This is a genomic window from Geodermatophilus amargosae (genome assembly GCF_900116515.1).
Taxonomy (GTDB): domain Bacteria; phylum Actinomycetota; class Actinomycetes; order Mycobacteriales; family Geodermatophilaceae; genus Geodermatophilus; species Geodermatophilus amargosae.
In genome coordinates, this window is the sequence record NZ_FPBA01000020.1 from 1 (window position 1) to 16,857 (window position 16,857).

Sequence of the window (16,857 nt, forward strand, 5' to 3'; positions counted from 1 at the left end):
GGCCGGCGTGGTCGGAAAGCCGGCGTCGGCCAGCGGCCGGCCGACCTCGTCGATCACCGCGGCGTGGTGCACGTCGCTGTGGGTGTCCACGCCGACGGTGACAACCCGCCGGGTGCTCGTCATGCTCGTCATGTCGTCTCCCGCTCGCACCGGTGATGGCGACGCGCGTCCGGGCGGGCCGGTCGGACAAGACAGTGATGGGCGCCTCTCGCACAGGCTCCTATGAGGTCACGGCCACCCGTCCGGACGTGCGCACGGACGCCACCGGGCACGGCCGACAGATCTCAGCCAAGACAGCCAGGCGTCGGTCAGCACTCAGGGTCAGACCGCGCCCGATGGCGCCGGGGACATCCTCACTGTCAGATGCGCACGACGATGGACATCTACAGCCACGTCGTGCCTGCCCTGGCCCGCGAGGCGGCCGACCGCATGGGAAGCCTGCTGCTGCCAGACGGAACGGGGCGAACTGCAACCACAACTGCAACCAGAGACGACTCAGGCCGTTCCCCCGAGGGGGAACGGCCTGGTCATCGGGGTGGAGCTGAGGGGACTCGAACCCCTGACCCCCACACTGATAGCTTCCGGCAGCTCCTCGCCATGAGGCGAGGTCACGGCGTCGGAGCTGCTGAAAAGGCGTCCTGAGCAGCGCTTTCAGCGCGCTGGTTGACGATGGGGGCTGTCAGCTCGGGAGGGCCGTTCCGTGTCCTTGTGCGGACTGCGTGCGGACTACTTCGCGGGACCGCGGAGCCGTCAGGATGCCGAGGAGCGGCGGCTTCCACATCCCTGACAGGCGCTTCGAGCGAGAGGCTCTCCCCTGGTTCGCCGTGTCGACTCCACGGTCCCGGTACTCACCAACCGTTCGCCAAGCGGTTGACTCGGGACCTCGAGCCAGCAGCGGCCCGCGGATCAGGTGCCTCCCGCGGGCCCTCCGGCTGACTCGGGCCGACTGCAGTTGGGCACAGGCGCAGCTCCGGACCCTGACCTCGGGGCCGTCCTGCGCCCTGACCGGCTGCCCGACCGGGCACGATCGCCAGTTCTTCTCCAGTGCCCCAGCGGAGGGTCTGTCGGACCGCCGGATGAGGGCTTGAAGCCGCCGGCGCCGGACCCCACCGCATCGGCCCCGAACCCGGTTCCGTGGGCAGTCGCACGCTCACGACCATCGAGGTCGCGGTCCACGCCTCGGACGACAGCGGGGTCTGCAGGAGCGGTCCGTGGAGGCTCTGGCGTGCGTTCGGCGAGGTCAGCCGATAGTTTGCACGCCCCCAGCGTGCGGAGGCGTGGATGGCCGAACCTCGTTCGATCTGCTTCTACACGCCCTCGACAGACCCGTCGGGCATGGGGGCGCACGTGCTGGACCTGATCGCCGCATTCGCCGGCACGGTGGACGTGTCCTTGATGGCGCGCGCGCTCCCCCAGACGCAGTGGCTGCTGGATCGAGCCAGGGACCTAGGCGCAGAAACGGTGCCTCTGCCGTCCCCGCGCGACCCGCGATTCGCGCCCCTGGTCACCGCGTTCCTCGCGGCACGTCCGGCCGACGTCTTCCACTGCCACGTCGGGACCGGCAGCGAGAACTGGGACGGGGTCCGGCTGGCCCGGACCGCCGGGTGCCCGGTGGTGGTGCAGACCCAGCACCTGCCCTACGCCCTCTCCTCCCCGCGCAGGCGGCAGGCGTACTTCCGCGCGATCGCGCCGGTGGACCGGCTCATCGCGGTCTCCGCCGGACTGCGCCGGACCTACGAGCGGATCGGGGTACCGACCGAGTCGTTCACCACGGTGGCGAACGGAATCGCACCGCTGGTGCACCCGGTGCCGCGGGCGGAGGCGCGGCGTGTCCTGGGGCTGGACGCGCACCAGCCGGTGGTGGTGACCGTCGGCAGGCTCACGCACATGAAGGCCCAGTGGCAGCTGCTCGACGCGGCGCCGGACCTGGTGGCTCGCTTCCCGGGCCTGGCGGTCGTTCTGCTCGGTGACGGTCCGTTGCGGGAGGCCCTGGTCGAGCGGGCAGCCTCCCTCGGTGTGGCCCATGCCGTGCGGTTCCCCGGGCACCGTCCCGACGCCCGGCTGCTGCTCGCCGCCGCCGACGTGTTCGTCCTGCCGTCGAAGTGCGAGGGGATGCCGCTGGCCGCGCTGGAGGCGATGGAGGCCGGGCTGCCGGTGGTTGCCACCCGTGTGGTCGGCAGCGAGGAGGTGGTCGTGGACGGCGTGACCGGAGCACTGGTGCCGTTCGGCCGCCCGGCCGAGCTCGGTGCCGCGCTCGCGGAGCTGCTTGCCGACCCGGCGCTGCGGCGGCGGCAGGGCGCCGCCGCGCGGCGCCGGTACCTGGCCGGGTTCACCCGGGACCGGATGGCGCAGGAGACGGCGGCGGTCTATGCGGAGCTGCTGCAGACGGCGGCCCAGCCGGCACTGACCGGGAGCGCGAGATGACACGGCTGCGGGTGGCCTGCGTGGGCACCGGCTTCATCGCCGGCCAGCACCTGCGCGCGCTCTCCGAGATGGCCGACGTGCAGATCGTGGCGGTCGCCGACACGCAGCCGGAGCGCGCGGAGGAGGTCGCCACCCGGTACGAGGCCCGCTCCTACGCCGACGGAGCGACCCTGCTGGCGACCGAGGAGCTGGATGCGGTCTGGCTGTGCGTACCGCCGTTCGCGCACGGCGCCCTGGAGGCCGCCGCCATCGCCCGCGGGCTGCCCTTCTTCGTGGAGAAGCCACTGGCGCTCGACCTGCCCACCGCCCAGGGCATCGCCGACCAGCTGGCCGGCACCGGGCTGACCACCGCCGTCGGGTACCACTGGCGGCACCTGGACGTCGTCGAGCGGGCCGTGGAGCTGCTCGCCGGGACGCCCGCCCAGCTCGTGACGGGCTACTGGTGGGACAAGACGCCGCGCGTGCCGTGGTGGCCCCGGCGGGCGTACTCCGGTGGTCAGGTCATCGAGCAGACCACCCACATCTTCGACCTGGCACGCCACCTCGCCGGCGAGATCGACACCGTGACCGCGGCCGAGCGAGCCGCTCCCGATGGCGGGGAGGACGTCCCCACGGCGGCCTCGTCGCTGCTGCGGTTCGCCTCCGGCGCGGTCGGCTCCATCTCCTCGGCGCGTGTGCTGGCCGGACGGCACCGGGTAGCGCTGCACGTCGTCGCGGACGGACTCGTGCTCGAGGTGTCCGAACGCGGCCTGACCGACCACGAGCTGCGGGTGGGCACGGAGCACGGTGCGGAGGTGCTGCGGTCCGAGCAGGACCCGATCACCGCCGAGGACCTTGAGTTCGTCGACGTCCTGCTCGGCCGGGCGGCGCGCACCCGCGTGCCCTACGAGGAGGCGCTGCGCAGCCACGCCCTGGCCTGCGCCGCGGACCGCTCCGCCCGCGAGTGGACACCGGTGCACCGGGGGGAGGGGGGATGGCAGTGACCGGTCGCACCGTGCGGTCGATCGCCGTCCTCGGCCCCGGCCGCACGGCGATCATCGACGACATCGAGCCCGAGCCGGGGCCCGGGCAGGCGTGGGTGAGCACCGAGTGGTCGGGGATCAGCGCCGGGACCTCGCCCAGATGGGCCCGATTCGCGTCAACGGACTGCTGCACGCCGCGGCGGCGCTCGAGGGGCCGCGAGCCACGCTCGACGCCGGCGTCCGGGACCGGCACGTGCTGGTCGTGGGCGCGGGCGTCATCGGCCTGCTGAGCGCACTACTGGCGGTCCGCCACGGCGCGGCGTCGGTGTCGGTGGCCGAGCCCTCGGCACAGCGGCGCGCGGTCGCCGGGCCCTCGGCCTCGACGCCGTGGACGATGCTGACGGCAGCGCCTGGCTGACGATCAAGCACCGCTGGTGGCACGGCCCAGGGGACGCCGGCGCCGACGTCGTCCCTGCAGTGCCGCGGCCACGACGCCGCGCCGGCCACGGGGCTCCGCTCACTGCGGCCGCAGGGCGTCGTGGTCGACCTGGGCTCCTACCAGGACGGAGCCGGGGCCGTGTGGAGCTTCGTGACCCCGCGCCGCGTGTCGGCCTCCCGCCGCCGTCCTCTCGGCCTCCCGTGATCGACCTGACTGAGCTGGACCCCCCGCCGGCTGACTTCCCCGGCTGCACGGCGTGCCCGTACCTCGGGACCCGGCACTCCGGCCGTCTGCTTCGCCTGCGCCCACGGTGGGCCGACCCACCGGTGCCCGTGCGGCCTGCCCGGTGTGCGGCCAGGTGCAGGGTCCCGGCCACCCCCTGCTCACGCGTCCGTAGCGGAGTCCCCTCCGGGGAGCGGCACAGCATCACGCGGCGGGGCGGCCGGCAGGTCGCTACTGGTCAGGTGGTCGGCGTCGTTGAAGGAGACCAGCTTCCACTCGGGCTCGCCGGCGGAGGAGGGCCGGTGCCGCCAGTGCGTGAGGCTGGTGTTTGACGGCGCGCAGTCCACCCGGTTCCCGCTGGCGCCCAGGCCGAAGGCCAGCGCGAACGACGCCTCCACGACCCCGGCGTGGCACACGGCGACCACCGTTTCGTCCCGGTGTCGGGCGACGAGACGGGACAGGGCGCCGCACGCACGGGCCAGAAAGGTCGCCCAGCTCTCGCCGCTCGGGGAGAACTCTCGGTAGGGGTCCCACGTCCCCGGCGTCTCGTCGCCGCCGCGGTACCGGGCCCGCCACTGCTCCACGGTGAGCCCGTCGGCCTCTCCGGGTCGCAGCTCCTGCAGACCGTCGTCCCGCAGCACCGGCAGGCCCAGCGCCCGCGCGACGTACTCGGCGGTCTCCAGCGCCCGCGGGAGGCTGCTGGAGACGAGCCGGTCGGCGGGCACCGGTCGGTACCGCAGCCGGTGCTCCAGTAGCCGGGCCTGCTTCCGCCCCCGGGCAGTCAGGCCGGCGTCGCCGTGCATCCCGCCGATCACCGGCTCGACGTTCGCCACGGCCTCGCCGTGTCGCACCAGGTACAGCTCCGTCGCCACCAGGCCTCCTCCGGGAGCCCCGTGGCTCCGTTGCGACAGCGTGTCCCACCGGGCGCTGCCCTGCCGCGGGAGGCGGGCGGATCCTGGTCCCCGCTGCACGGGGCCGCCGACCGACCTCAGCCGCCCTTGCGACGAGCGAGGACCAGACCGGCCACCTCCGCCGCGCCGGCCTCGAGCAGCACCCGCGCCATCTCCCGGAGCGAGAAACCCTCCGAGTACACGTCGTCGAAGACCAAGAGCCGCCGTCCGGCGACCCGCGCGGGCTCGGGCACCGACAGCGCAGCGCGCAACTCGCCCTCGGCGATCCTCCGGCGCTCCTCCGGGCTGATGCCGAGAAACCGTCCAGTGGGTCCCGACTTGGCGATGAGGCCCGGCGCGAACGGCCACGCGGGTCCGTCGCACCGGGCCGCCTCGACGATCACCCGCAGGTAGTCCCACAGCCGGTGCGCCCGGGGACCGACGTAGATGGCGCCGGTGGTGATCAGGTCGTAGCCGGCCAGCTCCTCGCGGTTGTCCTCCAGGAAGCCGACGAGGATGCGCCCCAGGACCTTGGCCAGGTCGCGCTCCTCCCCGTACTTGAACCGGTAGATGGCGCTCCACATCTCATCCGCCCGGCCCGACACGGTGTACAGGCGGGAGAAGTAGCGGTCGTCGAGACCGCACACCGTGTTGGAGCACGAGCCGCGCTCATCGACGACCTGACCGCAGACGATGCAGGTCGGCCCGTCGGGTGCCGCGCCGCCGACGATGGCGCACGCGAAGCAGATCGCCGGCGTCCCCGTCGTCCGATAGGCGCACGCGGCGCAGGCGTCGAACCCCGCCGGTGCCGGGCCGAGCGGCTCCAAGTCGATGGGCATCGTCACCTCTCCCGGACCTCCGGCACCGCTCGATGGAGCAGGCGGACTCTAGGGGAGGTCCTGGGCCACGCACAGCTCCGAGCGACGACGGGCACGCGGAACACCGAGCACGGACAGGTGGACACGACCGACTGCCGGCGAGTAGACCGAACGCCTCACTCGAGTGAAGGAGCGGGACATGACCAGTGGTAGCGGCCAGGAGGCTGGACAGGTCACCGGCACCCAGGACAAGGACTACAACCTGATCTGGTTCACCGAGCAGTGCCTGAGCAATGCGCTCCGGTTGGAGACCTACGTCCAGGACGCCGACCGCGACGGCGACAGTGAACTCGCCGACCTCTTCCGGAAGGCGCAGGCAGAGAGCCGTAAGGGTGCTGAGCAGGGCAAGCAGTTGCTCAAGTCCCGGCTCAACGGTTGAGCCAACCAGACGAACAGTCACAGGTAGGCGCTCCGACGGCCTCTCAGGGGCCGCCTGGTGCCACGAGTCGGCACGCCGGTCACCACGAGGGCAGGACTCGAGGCAGAGTCGACGCTGACACAGTGCCATGCAGCTCGTCCGTCGAAGGCCGCCTCACGGGCGGTGGTACGGGAGAGGCCCGCCGCTCGACAGCGCCGCATCAGCCTGCGGACCAGGCCCCACCGTCGAACCGAGCGCCGCGCTGACCTCCAGACCGGACACCCTCGGCGGCCCGGTCCGATCACACCTGCCACCGGACCTCGTGACTCCAAGGGCGAGAGCTGAGACAGCGACCGTGCGCCGATGTCTGTTCACGGATCCCGAGGGTGGTGACCGGTAGCCCACCGGCGGCTCTCTCAACGCCCCGGATCCCGCTGAGGACCGCAGAGGTGCGGAGCCGCGCGAACCCGATCGGGTCGTCGGTACAGATCATGTCGACGCCCAGCCGGGTCATCAGCCGAGCCTCGTCAGGGTCGTTCACGACCCCGACAGAGACCAGCAGACCGAGCCCGCGCACCCGGTGCACGACGTCACGGTCCCGACGGACGTGGACCGGGTTGAGGTGGACGTCGGTCAGCCCGCGGTCCCTGGCACGCCGGGCGGCGACATCGGGATCCACGTGGGGCGCGACGATGAGTGCTCCGGACACCGAGCCGCAGCCGGCCAGTGAGGCGGCGGCGTGCAGGTCGAACGACGTGGTGGTGACCCGGTCGACGCCGGGGCGGTGCACCCGGCGGGCGTGGAGCAGGCCGGCAAGGAGCCCAGCCGCGCGGGCGGCGGCGGCTCCTCCTGCCTCGGGCTTGACCTCGGTGACGATGAAGGCATGCCAGCGGGCGGCGACGTCGAGTGCCTCGGTGAGGGTGGGGATGCACTCACCGTTCGGGAGCCGGAGTTCGCGGAGTGCGGCGAACGGGGTCTGTCCTACGACCGGGCCGGTTCCCGGGCCCAGACCGAGGACCCGGCTCAGGTCCGGGTCGTGCGCCAGCACGAGTACGCCGTCGCTGGTGGCCTGGACGTCGACCTCCACCCCGTCGGCGCCTGCCTCGAGTGCGACGCGGATGGACGGCAGGGTGTTCTCAGCGCGCTGCGGACAGCTCGGGGTGCCGCGGTGACCGACGATGCGCATGCCCGAGACACTGGTCAGCGATCACGGCCGTCCCGTGACGCTGACACGTGATGTCGATGGCGCGCTCGTGAACCAACCGGTGACGCCAGAGCCGATCGTCACCGCCATGCAGGGCTCCGCGCACTGGAGGTGGCTCCCCACGGGCGGCGGGCGCACTGCAGAACTGCGGGGCCAGGAGGCACACGACTCTTGCACTCCCGGTCAGGGAACTCGTTGTGACGGGTTTCAGGACGTCGCCTTCGACGGTAGGGCCGACCGGTCACCCAGTCGTCGGTGTACGGCCACCGGCAGCGTCACCACCGGGCCGGCGGACGGGGTCACCGAGACATCCGCCTGGACCGACGCATCGACTCGAGCGCTGCGCGGGAGAGCCAGCGGCAGCAGGACCACCAGCGGTGGCGCAGCAACGTCAGCCGTTACGACGACCTCGCTCGGATCTCTTTCGCGGCCAGCTCTCACAGGTGCGAAGTCACCCGGCCTCGTGGGCGGCGGCGGCGGCGAGCGTCGGAGGAGGGCAGACGACTTGCCTGGTTGCTCGGTGGCCTTGCCGAGCCTGATCCGCTCAGCCGCCAGTCATCCGTCGGTCACGGACGCGCCGGGCAGTGCAGCCAGGCGATCAGCTCGCCGTGCAGGGCTGCGTTCGAGTACAGGCCGCCACCACGATCGCGCGCATGTCCACCGGTTGGGTCCGTGAAGCACCCGCCCGCCTCCTGGACGAGCAGAGTCCACGGCGACTCGTCGAGGCCCGCGCCGGCAAGAGCTCCGACGATCTCGTCTTCACCGCACCCCGAGGCGGCGTGATCATGCTGCGCAACTGGCGACGTCGCCTGTTCGACCCCGCGCTCCGACGAGCCGGCCTGGGTGACGTCACGCCGCACGAGCTCCGGCACACGGCAGCCAGCCTCGCCGTGGCCGCCGGAGCCAACGTCAAGGTCGTCCAGCGGATGCTCGGGCACGCCAACGCGACCATGACCCTCGACGTGTACTCAGGTCTGTTCAACGGCGACCTGGACGCCGTTGCCGACCGGTTGGACGCCGCCAGCACTGACCGCGCGCCAAGATCATGCGGACTGATTTCGGACCAGACCTGACCACGGCTGACGAACGACGAGGGCCTGACCTGCGAACCGCAGGTCAGGCCCTCGTCAACGGGTGGAGCTGAGGGGACTCGAACCCCTGACCCCCACACTGCCAGTGCCTTTTGAGGGGACGCGTTGACCTGCACGGTTGCTCGTTTACCGGGGCTAAGCAGCACTTATGGCTCTCAGTGTTCCCCACTAGTAATCGTCCCTAACCGACGTTCTGTGCCCCGGATGTGCCCCGTGCTGAGGTCACGTGCCGATGGGGCTTGTGCTGTAAGGGACGGTAGAGGACCGTTTCGGTTCGCGGCGGTGTTTCCCCCGAGCGCCGCCGGAGCCTTCCTCCTTCGTCATGTGGAGAAGCCCCATGGCCGAGGCCAGCAGCCCGGACATGCTCGTGCTGTGCGGCGGTGAGGTGTGGTTGCTATTCCGCGACCTGCCCGACCTGGCGGTGTGCATGGTCCTGCCCGACCCGGGCGACGGGGTGCTGCGGATCGTCGTCGACCCGTCCAAGCCCGACGCGATGGCACACGTCCTGCTCATGCTGGCCGAGAACTGCGACGAGCCGATCACCATCGGCCAGCTGCCCCGGCCCCACCTGAACTGAGTTCAGGCGGCGTCGGGCCGGGCCAGCTGCAACCGCTCACGCGGCAATAGCCCGCCCCAGATGCCGCGTCGTTCGCCGGCGGCCACCGCGTAGGCCAGGCACGCGACCCGGGCCGGGCACATCCGGCAACCGGCCACAGCGTCCGCATACTCATCGCGGCTCTCACCACGGATGGGCCACCACTGCTCCGGATCGCCGATCGCACACGGCGCCGGCCCGGTCGCGGCGAGCACGTCGGCGAGCTCCGACCAGGCTGCCTGCGCCTGCGGAGGAATTGCAGTGTGCGAGGGACTTACATCGGCCACGGTGACCAGTCGACCATCGCAGGCGGAAAGGTGCCACTCCGCGAGGGCAACGAGACTGTGCGTAATGGCCCGTGGGGTGCCGGGCTGCGACGTCCTAACCGCGATGAAGCCGCCCGCGTCGCCGCTCCCGGCCTTCCGACACCCCGATCGGGGCAACGAGGTTACCTGGTAGGACTTGCGATCAACGGAACCCGAGCGGACCGTTTGAACTGGCCCCGGCCGCCGCCCCCATCGCCGGCCGAGGCCATCCCGTTACGTCACGTGGAGAAGCCCCATGACCGACGACGGCGTCGGCGAGGTTCGGAAGGTCACCGACCAACTCCTCATCCGGTCCGTGGCGGCCGGCCTGTTCGAGATGACGGGCGTGGATTCCACTGGCGTCCAGAGCTGGATCGTCGACGTGGCCGACCTCCAACGGCTCGTCGACCGGCTCGTCGAGAGCCTGCGCAGCGGGGACGCGCTCGATGGCCGGCTCGGCCTGGAAGACCAGCTGTAGCCCAAACGCTGCCCGACGTTGAGCCCCGCCGTCGTGGTGACCGGCGGGGCCTAAGTCGTGTCATGCCTTTGTGTAGTCGGTCAGATCCTCAATAGAGTGGAACTCAGCCTCGCTAATGAAGTGGCACCACGGAAGCTGGGTGTTGGGGAACCGGAGACGCTTAGCGCCAGCCCATGTGGCCAGCTCGATGTGTCCAAGTCGGCCGTTGTAGACCGTCTCGATAGCGGGCATCAGGTCGGTGTCAGAGGAGACGACGATTGCGGCGTCGTACTCCTTACGCATAGCCATGGCGACTACGTCGACAGCCAGGGCGACATCGATGCCCTTCTCCTGGGCACGACTGATTGGCCAGTCGAACGGATACCGCAAGGGGCGTCGCACAACCGTCACCAAGCCACTGCGTTCCCAATCCGACGTCTGTCGATCGTTCGCCGCAGCGGCGCCGGGCTGATGGGCAGGCGCGGGGCGTCCGCGATAGATCCGTACACCCTCAAGCTGGGAGGGGTGCTTTCGGCGCCGAACGAGCAGTTGCGCTAACCGAAGCGGGTCAACATGCCCCTGGGCGGGGTGGGCGTTGGGTGGGAAGAACTGGCGAAGCGCCCAACCATGGACGTTCTGGTAGTCGATGAAGACGATGACACGGTTCAGCACCCGAGCCCCCCGACCGGCTCGCTAGCAAGAAAAATCCCCGCCAGTCCCGGAGGACGACGGGGAGGAATGACCTCAATATAGCTACGGGGTTGACACGGGTCAAGCCATGTCGGCGACGTCGCCCCCAGGGGGTGGCCCAGGCAGGGGGCCCGCCCACGGCGAGGGAGCGGGGGCCCTGTCGTTCGGCGCTGGTCGGGTCTCTGGCGGCCTGGAGGACGCTTATCCGGGCCCTGACGTTGTGGCAGCGCCCCCGGACCAACGGCGGGAAGGGACGGGGGCGCTGCGGTAGTGGTGGCGCGCTGGACGGCTACAAACGGGGCCAAAGGTGACCCCTCGCACGACCCATGCTTTCCCGTACTCCGCCGCTGATCACACGCTTAGGACGGCGGCGGGTGAGTTTGACGCACGCACCACGATGGTGCAGCGCCCTCCCGGCCGGGGCCTAGTTCGGCCAGGGGGGCGCTGGTCTCAGAGGTGCCCGGCGTCGCCGATCCCGCCGTCGGCGGACGGGACTGCGGTCACGACCTCGCCGACCCGGCGGTCACCCTCGGTGGCCTCCGCGACGGCGCACTCGGCGGCGGCCTTGGACGACGCGGTGACGCGGTGGACGGTCTGGTGACCGTCCTCGCGCTGCGTCAAGACCTCGAACAGCTCGTCAGGCATGGGGGAATCCTCTCAGCTCAGGGGGTCGGAATGCCGTCACGCGGTGAGCACGCGGACGGCATCGGGGATGACGAGATCCCCGCCAGTGCGGAAGAACAAGATCATGCCGGACTGTCCGGTCGGACGACGCCCGGCCGGCCCGAACAGGTGCGGAACGATGCTGACCACCGACCCGAGACGATCCGCCACCACATAGGCGGCCTTCACGTCGCCGTACACCGCGATCCGGTTGGCCTGCCCGGCGGTGACGGTGCCGTCGATCTCAGACGTCTCGGTGAACGGCCGACCGGCCAGCGTGGCGCCGTCGAGCACGTCACCGTCACCGCCCTGGGCCTGCCGGATGACGTCCAACAGGTCCTCGGAGAGCAGCCAGCGCGCGTTGGGGCGGAAGCGCACCGGAAGGGCGGCCTTGGTGCGGTAGAGGTCGCCGAGCGCGAACGTGTCGGCCCCGGCCGTGTTGACCGTCTTCCCGGCGGCGACGGCGGCCGTCACCAGCCCGCGAGGCTGCCCGACACCGGTGCCGTTGACGAACGCCTGCGCCTGCAACCGCTCGGCGGCGTCGGCCAGGAGCTTGCTCATCTCGCCGACGAAGTTGACCGCGTCGGCCGCGATCTCCCACGAGTAGGGGATGAACGAGTCGCCCCGGTGGGCGACCACCGACACATCGGCCAGCACGGGGCTGTCATCGTCGACCTCGCCGGCCTCGGGCCGCCAGTGCGCGGTGGTGCCTTCCGAGGTGACCCCGGTCCAGCGGTCGGTCACGATCTGCTTGACGTTGAGCACCGACCGGAGGCCCCGGTTGGACGTCGAGTCCCCGACCATGATTACCGCCGGGTCGAGCTCCAGCGGCACCATGACATGCCCGGTGGCGTCGGCACCGATGGCCATAGCGCGCTGGAGGGACTGCACGGCGCCGAACGCCTGCCGCTCCGCATCCGTCCACTCATGGGACCCGAGCTGCGGGTTACGCGCGATCTTGCGGAACGCGCTGGAGTAGGCGGGGTCACCGGCGGTGCGGACGTACCTCGCGGCGGCGTCGCCGTCGTCACCGGAGATCAGGCCGGCGACGGCGTCCAGCATCCGGCGGTCCATGTGCTCGGCGCTGCGTTCGAGCTGGTCGAGCACGTCCAGGGCGCGGCCCCGGCCCTCGCCGACGACACCGTCGAGGCGGGCACGCCGACCGACGGCAGGGACGGCGTCGCGGGGCGAGCCGCCCTCCATGCGGAACTCGCCACCGCCACCAGCCAGGGCACGGGACACCGACAGTGCCGTCCGGTCCTCGGCGTGCTCCAAGGCCAGACGCTCACCGTCCAGCCGGTCGAACTCCTCCCCCAGGGCCTCCAGCTCGGCGGCCTGCGGGGCAGTGAGGGACGGGTACTTGGCGAGCGCGGACGTGCGGCTGACGATTTCCTGCATGCGGGCGAGGATTTGCCTGCGATTCATGGTCACTCCAGGGCATGGCAAGGGGGTCAAGGTGATGACCTCCGCTTGGCCGATCCCTGGATCGGCGGGCCCTGGCCCACGCTGCGGCGGTGAGGCGCGCATAGTGCCCGACGGGGCGGCTCTGCGTCGCAATCCACATCATAGCGGCGGCGGTGACAGTTCCCGGAGATCGCTCTCCAGCCACGCCGCCGCGGCGACCGCGGACCCGTGCTGCCGGATGGCGCCCTCCGCGGCCAACCGCAGCAACTCGCCGACCATCGCGGCCACCGGGTCGAAGCGTTTCTGGTCGGCAGCCCACCCCAACGGATCGGTGTCGAAGCTCCGCGCCGTCGGAAGCACCCCGGCCAGCATCGCCTCCATGGCCGCGTGGTCGCCGCGGAGCCCCGCCACGAGCAACGCGACGGCCCGCCGACGGTCATCGGTCAGGCCACCACCCGCGGCGCTCACGACCGGCCCCCGCCGTCGTCGTCGGACTCCGGGAAGAGCGCCCGCCAAACAGTCTCCGTATCGACCTGCGGGCGGGCGTTCAGCCACCGCCGGACCGAACGCGCCCACCGACACCACCCGTACACAAAGGCGCGCTCCGCCGGGGTCCACTCCGCGGCGCTGTCCGGCGCCGGCTCCCGCGCCTGCGGATCATCGGCCCACTGCCGCACCCGGAACACGCGGAGCGACACGGGCAGCGCCGCCAACGGGTCCTCGCCGGGGACGGTCACGCCGGCCACCCCCCGCGGGGCCGGTCACCGTGGATCGCGCGCAGCTGCGCCAGCTTCCCGCCCTGCGCGGGCGGCGGCACGGGTGCGTCCAGCGGCGCGAGCTGGTCGAGCAGGCGCGCCAACAGGGTCCGTTGCCGGGCGGCCTCCGCGTGGCACAAGCGACGCTCAGAAGTGGACACCTCGGGATCGTCGGCCACCGACGCCAACCAGTCGGCGGCGTCGGCCGTGTGGCTCGCCTCGGTCAAGAGGGGGAGCTGGTGCCGCTCCAGGGTCCGCTCCGCGAGCACGTCTCGCCACAGGCGACGTCCAGCGGTCCCCAGACCGGACGGAGGGGGCGGTTTTCGGGTCTTACCAGGCATTTCTCACACTCCGTAACGTGATCGTTCTCAGCGGGCTTGCTCAGGGGCAACGGGGGGATCTCCGGGAACCGGCGGCCCGGTGATCCTGGCGGCGGTCACGCGCCCCCCCCGCCCCGTGATTCCGCAGGTCAGGGGGCCGGGCGGAAAGAGGAAGGTGACACCTTCCTCTTTCAGACGTAGGTCCACTTGCCGCCGCTGCCTGGCTGGTCGTGACTCCCCTGCCGGCTGCGTCGTGCCTCCCTGGCCTCTGCCTGGGCTCGCTTGCGCACCTGCCGGGTGGTGAGGGTGGCCTTGCATCGGTCGCACCGTGCGTCGGCCTTCGGGCGGCGGCGCGGGATGCCGGCATGGCAGTCCGGGCAGTGAAACCGGCTCGGTGGGTCGGTGTGCGGCGGGTGTTCGGGCTCGGTCCAGGGCTCGGGATTGGCCCAGGGTTCGGGCTCGGGTGGCGGTGGTGGTGCGGCGGGTGTTCGGGCCAGTGCGGTACGCCGGTCCCGTCGTGCCCGTGCGTCCGTGGTGGTGACTGTGGGTGTGGTGGGTTCGTCGGTGGTGTCGCGTCGGTTGGGCAGCGCGGGTCGCGGTGGCGAGTCGTGTCGTCACGCGTTCGTCCTCGTGCGTGTCGTCGTGGTCGTGAGTGCGTTGGCTGCTGCGCCGATGGCTGCGGCGACGAGCAGTGCGCGTCGCTCGTCGTCGTCGTGGTCCGCCGTGGTCGGCATGAGCAGGCGCAACGGCAGCAACGCGAGGACGGTCACGGACAGGGCGTCGGTGACCGGGCGGTCTATCCATCCGCGGGTGTGTAGCTGGTGGACCGCGTCGGCTACCTGATCCGCGGTCGACTGCGTGTGCTCACAGAGTGTTGCGTGCAACGGAATGCGCGGGACGTGCGCACCGGCAGGCGCGTCGGTGCTGGTGGTGGAGAGGGCGGCGAGGGCCCGGCCGGTGCGGGTCACGTGGGCTGGTAGCCCGGCGGCGGTGAGGGCGGCGAACCAGCGGGCGGCGGTCGGGGCTGGGGTGTCGGGGGTCATGGGGGGTTGGTGCTCCTCGGGTGGGGTGGTGGTGTCGGGCTGAGTGGGGGTGCCTGCCTGCTGTGCGGGGGTGGGGTGCCTGCCTGTTGGTGGGGGGTAGGGGCTCCTGTCGGGAGGGCGGTGGGGGGCGCGCGAGGCGGGGGCAAGATCACCAGCCCGCCGGTGCGTCGCGTATCCCCCCGCTGCCGCCATGTCACGTGGCACGTGTCCCGCTACGGGGCGGGGGTCCATACGCGAGGGGGAGGGGGTGTCCTCGCGGCGAGGGGGGTGGGGCGTGCACCAGGTGCAGCCGGTGCCGTGGCAGGCGGAGCAGGTGTCCCAGGGGTGGGCCATCAGGTCTCCTCGAAGTCAGAGGCGGGCGGGGGCGGCGTGCTTGGCGGCGATGCACAGGGCGCACTTGCCGGTTGTCGTCATCACCGACGCCGGGTGGCCGCAGTCGGGCGAGGTGTCCTCGACGAGGCGGAGCTGCCCGCGGGCGTGACCGTCTTGGTCCGCAGTCGGCTCAGTCGGGCCACTCCCTGAGGGTTGGCCCAACTGAGCCGACTGTGCAGGCGGGTCGGGATAAATGCCCGGGTCAACCCCAGTTGGGCCACGCCCTCCAGTTGGGCCACCCTGTACGTATTGGGTCGAGGGTGGCCCGACTGGCAGGCTCCAGGTGGCGACGGCCGGATAGCCGTATCGCTCGGAGACGACTCCGGCCCGGGCAGCGGCGCGCTTGAGGGTGCGCTCGCTGAACCGCTCGGCGGCGGCGGCCTTCATCACGTCCTTGCGCGGCGCCTGCCCCCCGTTGGCCTTGAGGTAGCCGGTGAGCCAGTCGACGGCCTCGTCGCGTTCGGTGCGGGTTTCGTCGTCGGCGGCGTCCCGCAACAGGGTGGCCGCGGTGTGGTCGACCGGCCCGTCCTCCCACTGGACGCGAGCGCAGCCGTTGGTCGGGTCGTCGACGAGGCGGTACGCCAGGGACGGCGGCTCGGCAGTGAGATTGGACTTCGTAACCGCGAAGATGCGGCGATCCGCGTCCTCGGGGTCGCGGGCGACGAGGTAGGCGGCGCGGGCAGCACCGACGATGCCGATGCTGCCGCCGCCGCGGTACAGAGCGTTGCTGCCGCTGGCCTTGTTGAGGTGGCGGACCAAGACGACGGTGGCGCCGGTGCGCTCGGCCATAGCGGCCAGCTGGTGCAGGACGCCGCGCACGTCCTGGTCCCGATGGGAGTCAACCTTGCCGCTGAGGTAGGCCATGAGGACGTCGACCACAACCAGCTTGATGTTCTTCTCGGTGACAACCCTCTCGATGACTGCGAGGTCCCGGGGCAGCGATGGGGGCACCTGCCGGGGAGCGCCGTCCTCATCGAAGACGACCACCTCCGTGAGGGCATGAACACGGGCGAGATCGGCGCCGGCCGCGGTCAGCCTGGGCACGATCGTGTCGGCCAGGCCGTCCTCGGCGGAGAGCAGGAGGACGCCTGCGGGGTCACCGCCGGGGGCTCCGTCGGGCCAGTCCTTGCCGGCGGAAACCCGAGCGCCCAGGTCGAGGGTGAGGGTCGACTTGCCCGTGGCCGGGTCGCCATCGAAGACGACGACCTTGCCCCGGGGGAGCCGGTTCAGCCACAGCCAAGCGACGCGCTCGGCGGTGACCTCGGCGAGGGTCGTGACGGTGCTGTCAGGCGCGCTCACGGGACAGCCCGGAGTGAGGTCGGTGCTTGGGTGAGTCGGTCGAGGAGCAGGCGCAGGCTGATGTGCTCCCGGTCTACGAGCTCACGCAGGCTTTCCAAGCTCTCGCCGTCGGCCGCCTGGTGGAAGCGGTCGGCGGCCTCGTGGAAGCGGCAGCGGAGAACGTACTCGCGCAGCTCGTGGGCCCAGAATCCCCACGCGGCGGGGATTGGAGACCGCAGGTAGAGGTCGGCGACTCGCTCCTGGAGGTCGTGGACCTCGGCGGCTCCGGTGACGACGCCGGTGGAGCGGGCGCGCCCGAACACGGCGACCGGGTGAGGGGCCACTCCGTCGGCCACCAGGGTTCGCGCGACCTGCACAATCTGACGGAGGCGGTGGTCGGTGAGATCGGCGTCGTCGACGAGCGCGAGGGCCTGTTGGGCATCGCCCAGGTCGCTGGTCAGGACGGCGGCGACGAACAGTGTCTCGGGGCTGTCCAAGCCGGTAGAG

20 protein-coding genes are annotated in these 16,857 nt (G+C 71.5%); 7 read left to right on the plus strand and 13 right to left on the minus strand.

What is annotated here, in order from left to right:
• Positions 1 to 1,281: 1,281 nt before the first annotated feature.
• The 3 genes from BM414_RS21000 to BM414_RS31000 all read left to right on the plus strand — a co-directional run bounded on the left by BM414_RS21000 (position 1,282) and on the right by BM414_RS31000 (position 3,804).
• A complete protein-coding gene (locus BM414_RS21000; protein WP_093582650.1) occupies positions 1,282 to 2,424 on the plus strand; it encodes a glycosyltransferase in 1,143 nt (380 codons plus the stop codon).
• The gene (locus BM414_RS21005; protein ID WP_093582652.1) at positions 2,421 to 3,407 is read left to right on the plus strand and encodes a Gfo/Idh/MocA family protein; all 987 of its coding nucleotides are present in this window, start codon (positions 2,421 to 2,423) and stop codon (positions 3,405 to 3,407) included. Before BM414_RS21000 ends, BM414_RS21005 begins: the two co-directional genes overlap by 4 nt.
• A 91-nt stretch (positions 3,408 to 3,498) precedes the next feature.
• Positions 3,499 to 3,804, plus strand: coding sequence for an MDR/zinc-dependent alcohol dehydrogenase-like family protein (locus BM414_RS31000; RefSeq protein WP_245784883.1), 306 nt, complete (start codon positions 3,499 to 3,501; stop codon positions 3,802 to 3,804).
• A gap of 404 nt (positions 3,805 to 4,208) precedes the next feature.
• Here BM414_RS31000 and BM414_RS21015 read toward each other — a convergent pair whose 3' ends face one another.
• Positions 4,209 to 4,919: a histidine phosphatase family protein gene (locus tag BM414_RS21015; protein ID WP_093582654.1), complete on the minus strand. Its 711-nt coding sequence runs from the start codon at positions 4,917 to 4,919 to the stop codon at positions 4,209 to 4,211.
• Between the two features lie 116 nt (positions 4,920 to 5,035).
• Positions 5,036 to 5,776: a ComF family protein gene (locus tag BM414_RS21020; RefSeq protein ID WP_139245967.1), complete on the minus strand. Its 741-nt coding sequence runs from the start codon at positions 5,774 to 5,776 to the stop codon at positions 5,036 to 5,038.
• A gap of 178 nt (positions 5,777 to 5,954) precedes the next feature.
• Here BM414_RS21020 and BM414_RS21025 point away from each other — a divergent pair, with 178 nt between their 5' ends.
• Entirely contained in the window at positions 5,955 to 6,194 is a 240-nt protein-coding gene (locus BM414_RS21025) for a hypothetical protein (RefSeq protein ID WP_093582817.1), read from the plus strand.
• A gap of 280 nt (positions 6,195 to 6,474) precedes the next feature.
• On the opposite strand, the gene BM414_RS21030 is transcribed toward BM414_RS21025, so the two are convergent.
• The gene (locus tag BM414_RS21030; RefSeq protein ID WP_093582658.1) at positions 6,475 to 7,359 is read right to left on the minus strand and encodes a glycerophosphodiester phosphodiesterase; all 885 of its coding nucleotides are present in this window, start codon (positions 7,357 to 7,359) and stop codon (positions 6,475 to 6,477) included.
• A gap of 671 nt (positions 7,360 to 8,030) precedes the next feature.
• On the opposite strand from BM414_RS21030, the gene BM414_RS21035 reads away from it, so the two are divergent.
• On the plus strand, positions 8,031 to 8,450 hold the full coding sequence (locus BM414_RS21035) for a tyrosine-type recombinase/integrase (RefSeq protein WP_093582659.1): 420 nt from the start codon (positions 8,031 to 8,033) through the stop codon (positions 8,448 to 8,450).
• 355 nt (positions 8,451 to 8,805) lie between these two features.
• A complete protein-coding gene (locus tag BM414_RS21040) occupies positions 8,806 to 9,045 on the plus strand; it encodes a hypothetical protein (RefSeq protein ID WP_093582661.1) in 240 nt (79 codons plus the stop codon).
• Positions 9,046 to 9,047: 2 nt separating this feature from the next.
• Here BM414_RS21040 and BM414_RS29565 read toward each other — a convergent pair whose 3' ends face one another.
• On the minus strand, positions 9,048 to 9,278 hold the full coding sequence (locus BM414_RS29565; RefSeq protein WP_175551716.1) for a WhiB family transcriptional regulator: 231 nt from the start codon (positions 9,276 to 9,278) through the stop codon (positions 9,048 to 9,050).
• A gap of 346 nt (positions 9,279 to 9,624) precedes the next feature.
• Here BM414_RS29565 and BM414_RS21050 point away from each other — a divergent pair, with 346 nt between their 5' ends.
• Entirely contained in the window at positions 9,625 to 9,846 is a 222-nt protein-coding gene (locus BM414_RS21050; protein ID WP_093582665.1) for a hypothetical protein, read from the plus strand.
• A 60-nt stretch (positions 9,847 to 9,906) separates the two neighbouring features.
• Here the strand turns inward: BM414_RS21050 and BM414_RS21055 are convergent, their stop codons facing one another.
• From BM414_RS21055 to BM414_RS21095, 9 genes are all read right to left on the minus strand, one after another.
• Positions 9,907 to 10,497, minus strand: a complete 591-nt coding sequence (locus tag BM414_RS21055) for an NYN domain-containing protein (protein WP_093582667.1) — start codon at positions 10,495 to 10,497, stop codon at positions 9,907 to 9,909.
• Positions 10,498 to 10,965: 468 nt separating this feature from the next.
• On the minus strand, positions 10,966 to 11,160 hold the full coding sequence (locus BM414_RS21060; RefSeq protein WP_093582669.1) for a hypothetical protein: 195 nt from the start codon (positions 11,158 to 11,160) through the stop codon (positions 10,966 to 10,968).
• 36 nt (positions 11,161 to 11,196) lie between these two features.
• Positions 11,197 to 12,576, minus strand: coding sequence for a phage major capsid protein (locus BM414_RS21065; RefSeq protein ID WP_175551717.1), 1,380 nt, complete (start codon positions 12,574 to 12,576; stop codon positions 11,197 to 11,199).
• Between the two features lie 165 nt (positions 12,577 to 12,741).
• Positions 12,742 to 13,050, minus strand: coding sequence for a hypothetical protein (locus BM414_RS21070; RefSeq protein ID WP_093582672.1), 309 nt, complete (start codon positions 13,048 to 13,050; stop codon positions 12,742 to 12,744).
• Entirely contained in the window at positions 13,047 to 13,319 is a 273-nt protein-coding gene (locus BM414_RS21075) for a hypothetical protein (RefSeq protein WP_139245969.1), read from the minus strand. The genes BM414_RS21070 and BM414_RS21075 overlap by 4 nt, the downstream gene beginning before the upstream one ends.
• Entirely contained in the window at positions 13,316 to 13,606 is a 291-nt protein-coding gene (locus tag BM414_RS21080) for a hypothetical protein (RefSeq protein ID WP_093582676.1), read from the minus strand. Before BM414_RS21080 ends, BM414_RS21075 begins: the two co-directional genes overlap by 4 nt.
• Positions 13,607 to 14,271: 665 nt before the next feature.
• A complete protein-coding gene (locus BM414_RS21085; RefSeq protein WP_093582678.1) occupies positions 14,272 to 14,700 on the minus strand; it encodes a hypothetical protein in 429 nt (142 codons plus the stop codon).
• Between the two features lie 348 nt (positions 14,701 to 15,048).
• Positions 15,049 to 16,371, minus strand: coding sequence for an AAA family ATPase (locus tag BM414_RS21090; RefSeq protein ID WP_093582680.1), 1,323 nt, complete (start codon positions 16,369 to 16,371; stop codon positions 15,049 to 15,051).
• Positions 16,368 to 16,847 carry a hypothetical protein gene (locus BM414_RS21095; RefSeq protein ID WP_093582682.1) on the minus strand — a complete coding sequence of 160 codons (480 nt, stop codon included), beginning with the start codon at positions 16,845 to 16,847 and terminating at the stop codon, positions 16,368 to 16,370. Before BM414_RS21095 ends, BM414_RS21090 begins: the two co-directional genes overlap by 4 nt.
• Positions 16,848 to 16,857: the final 10 nt, after the last annotated feature.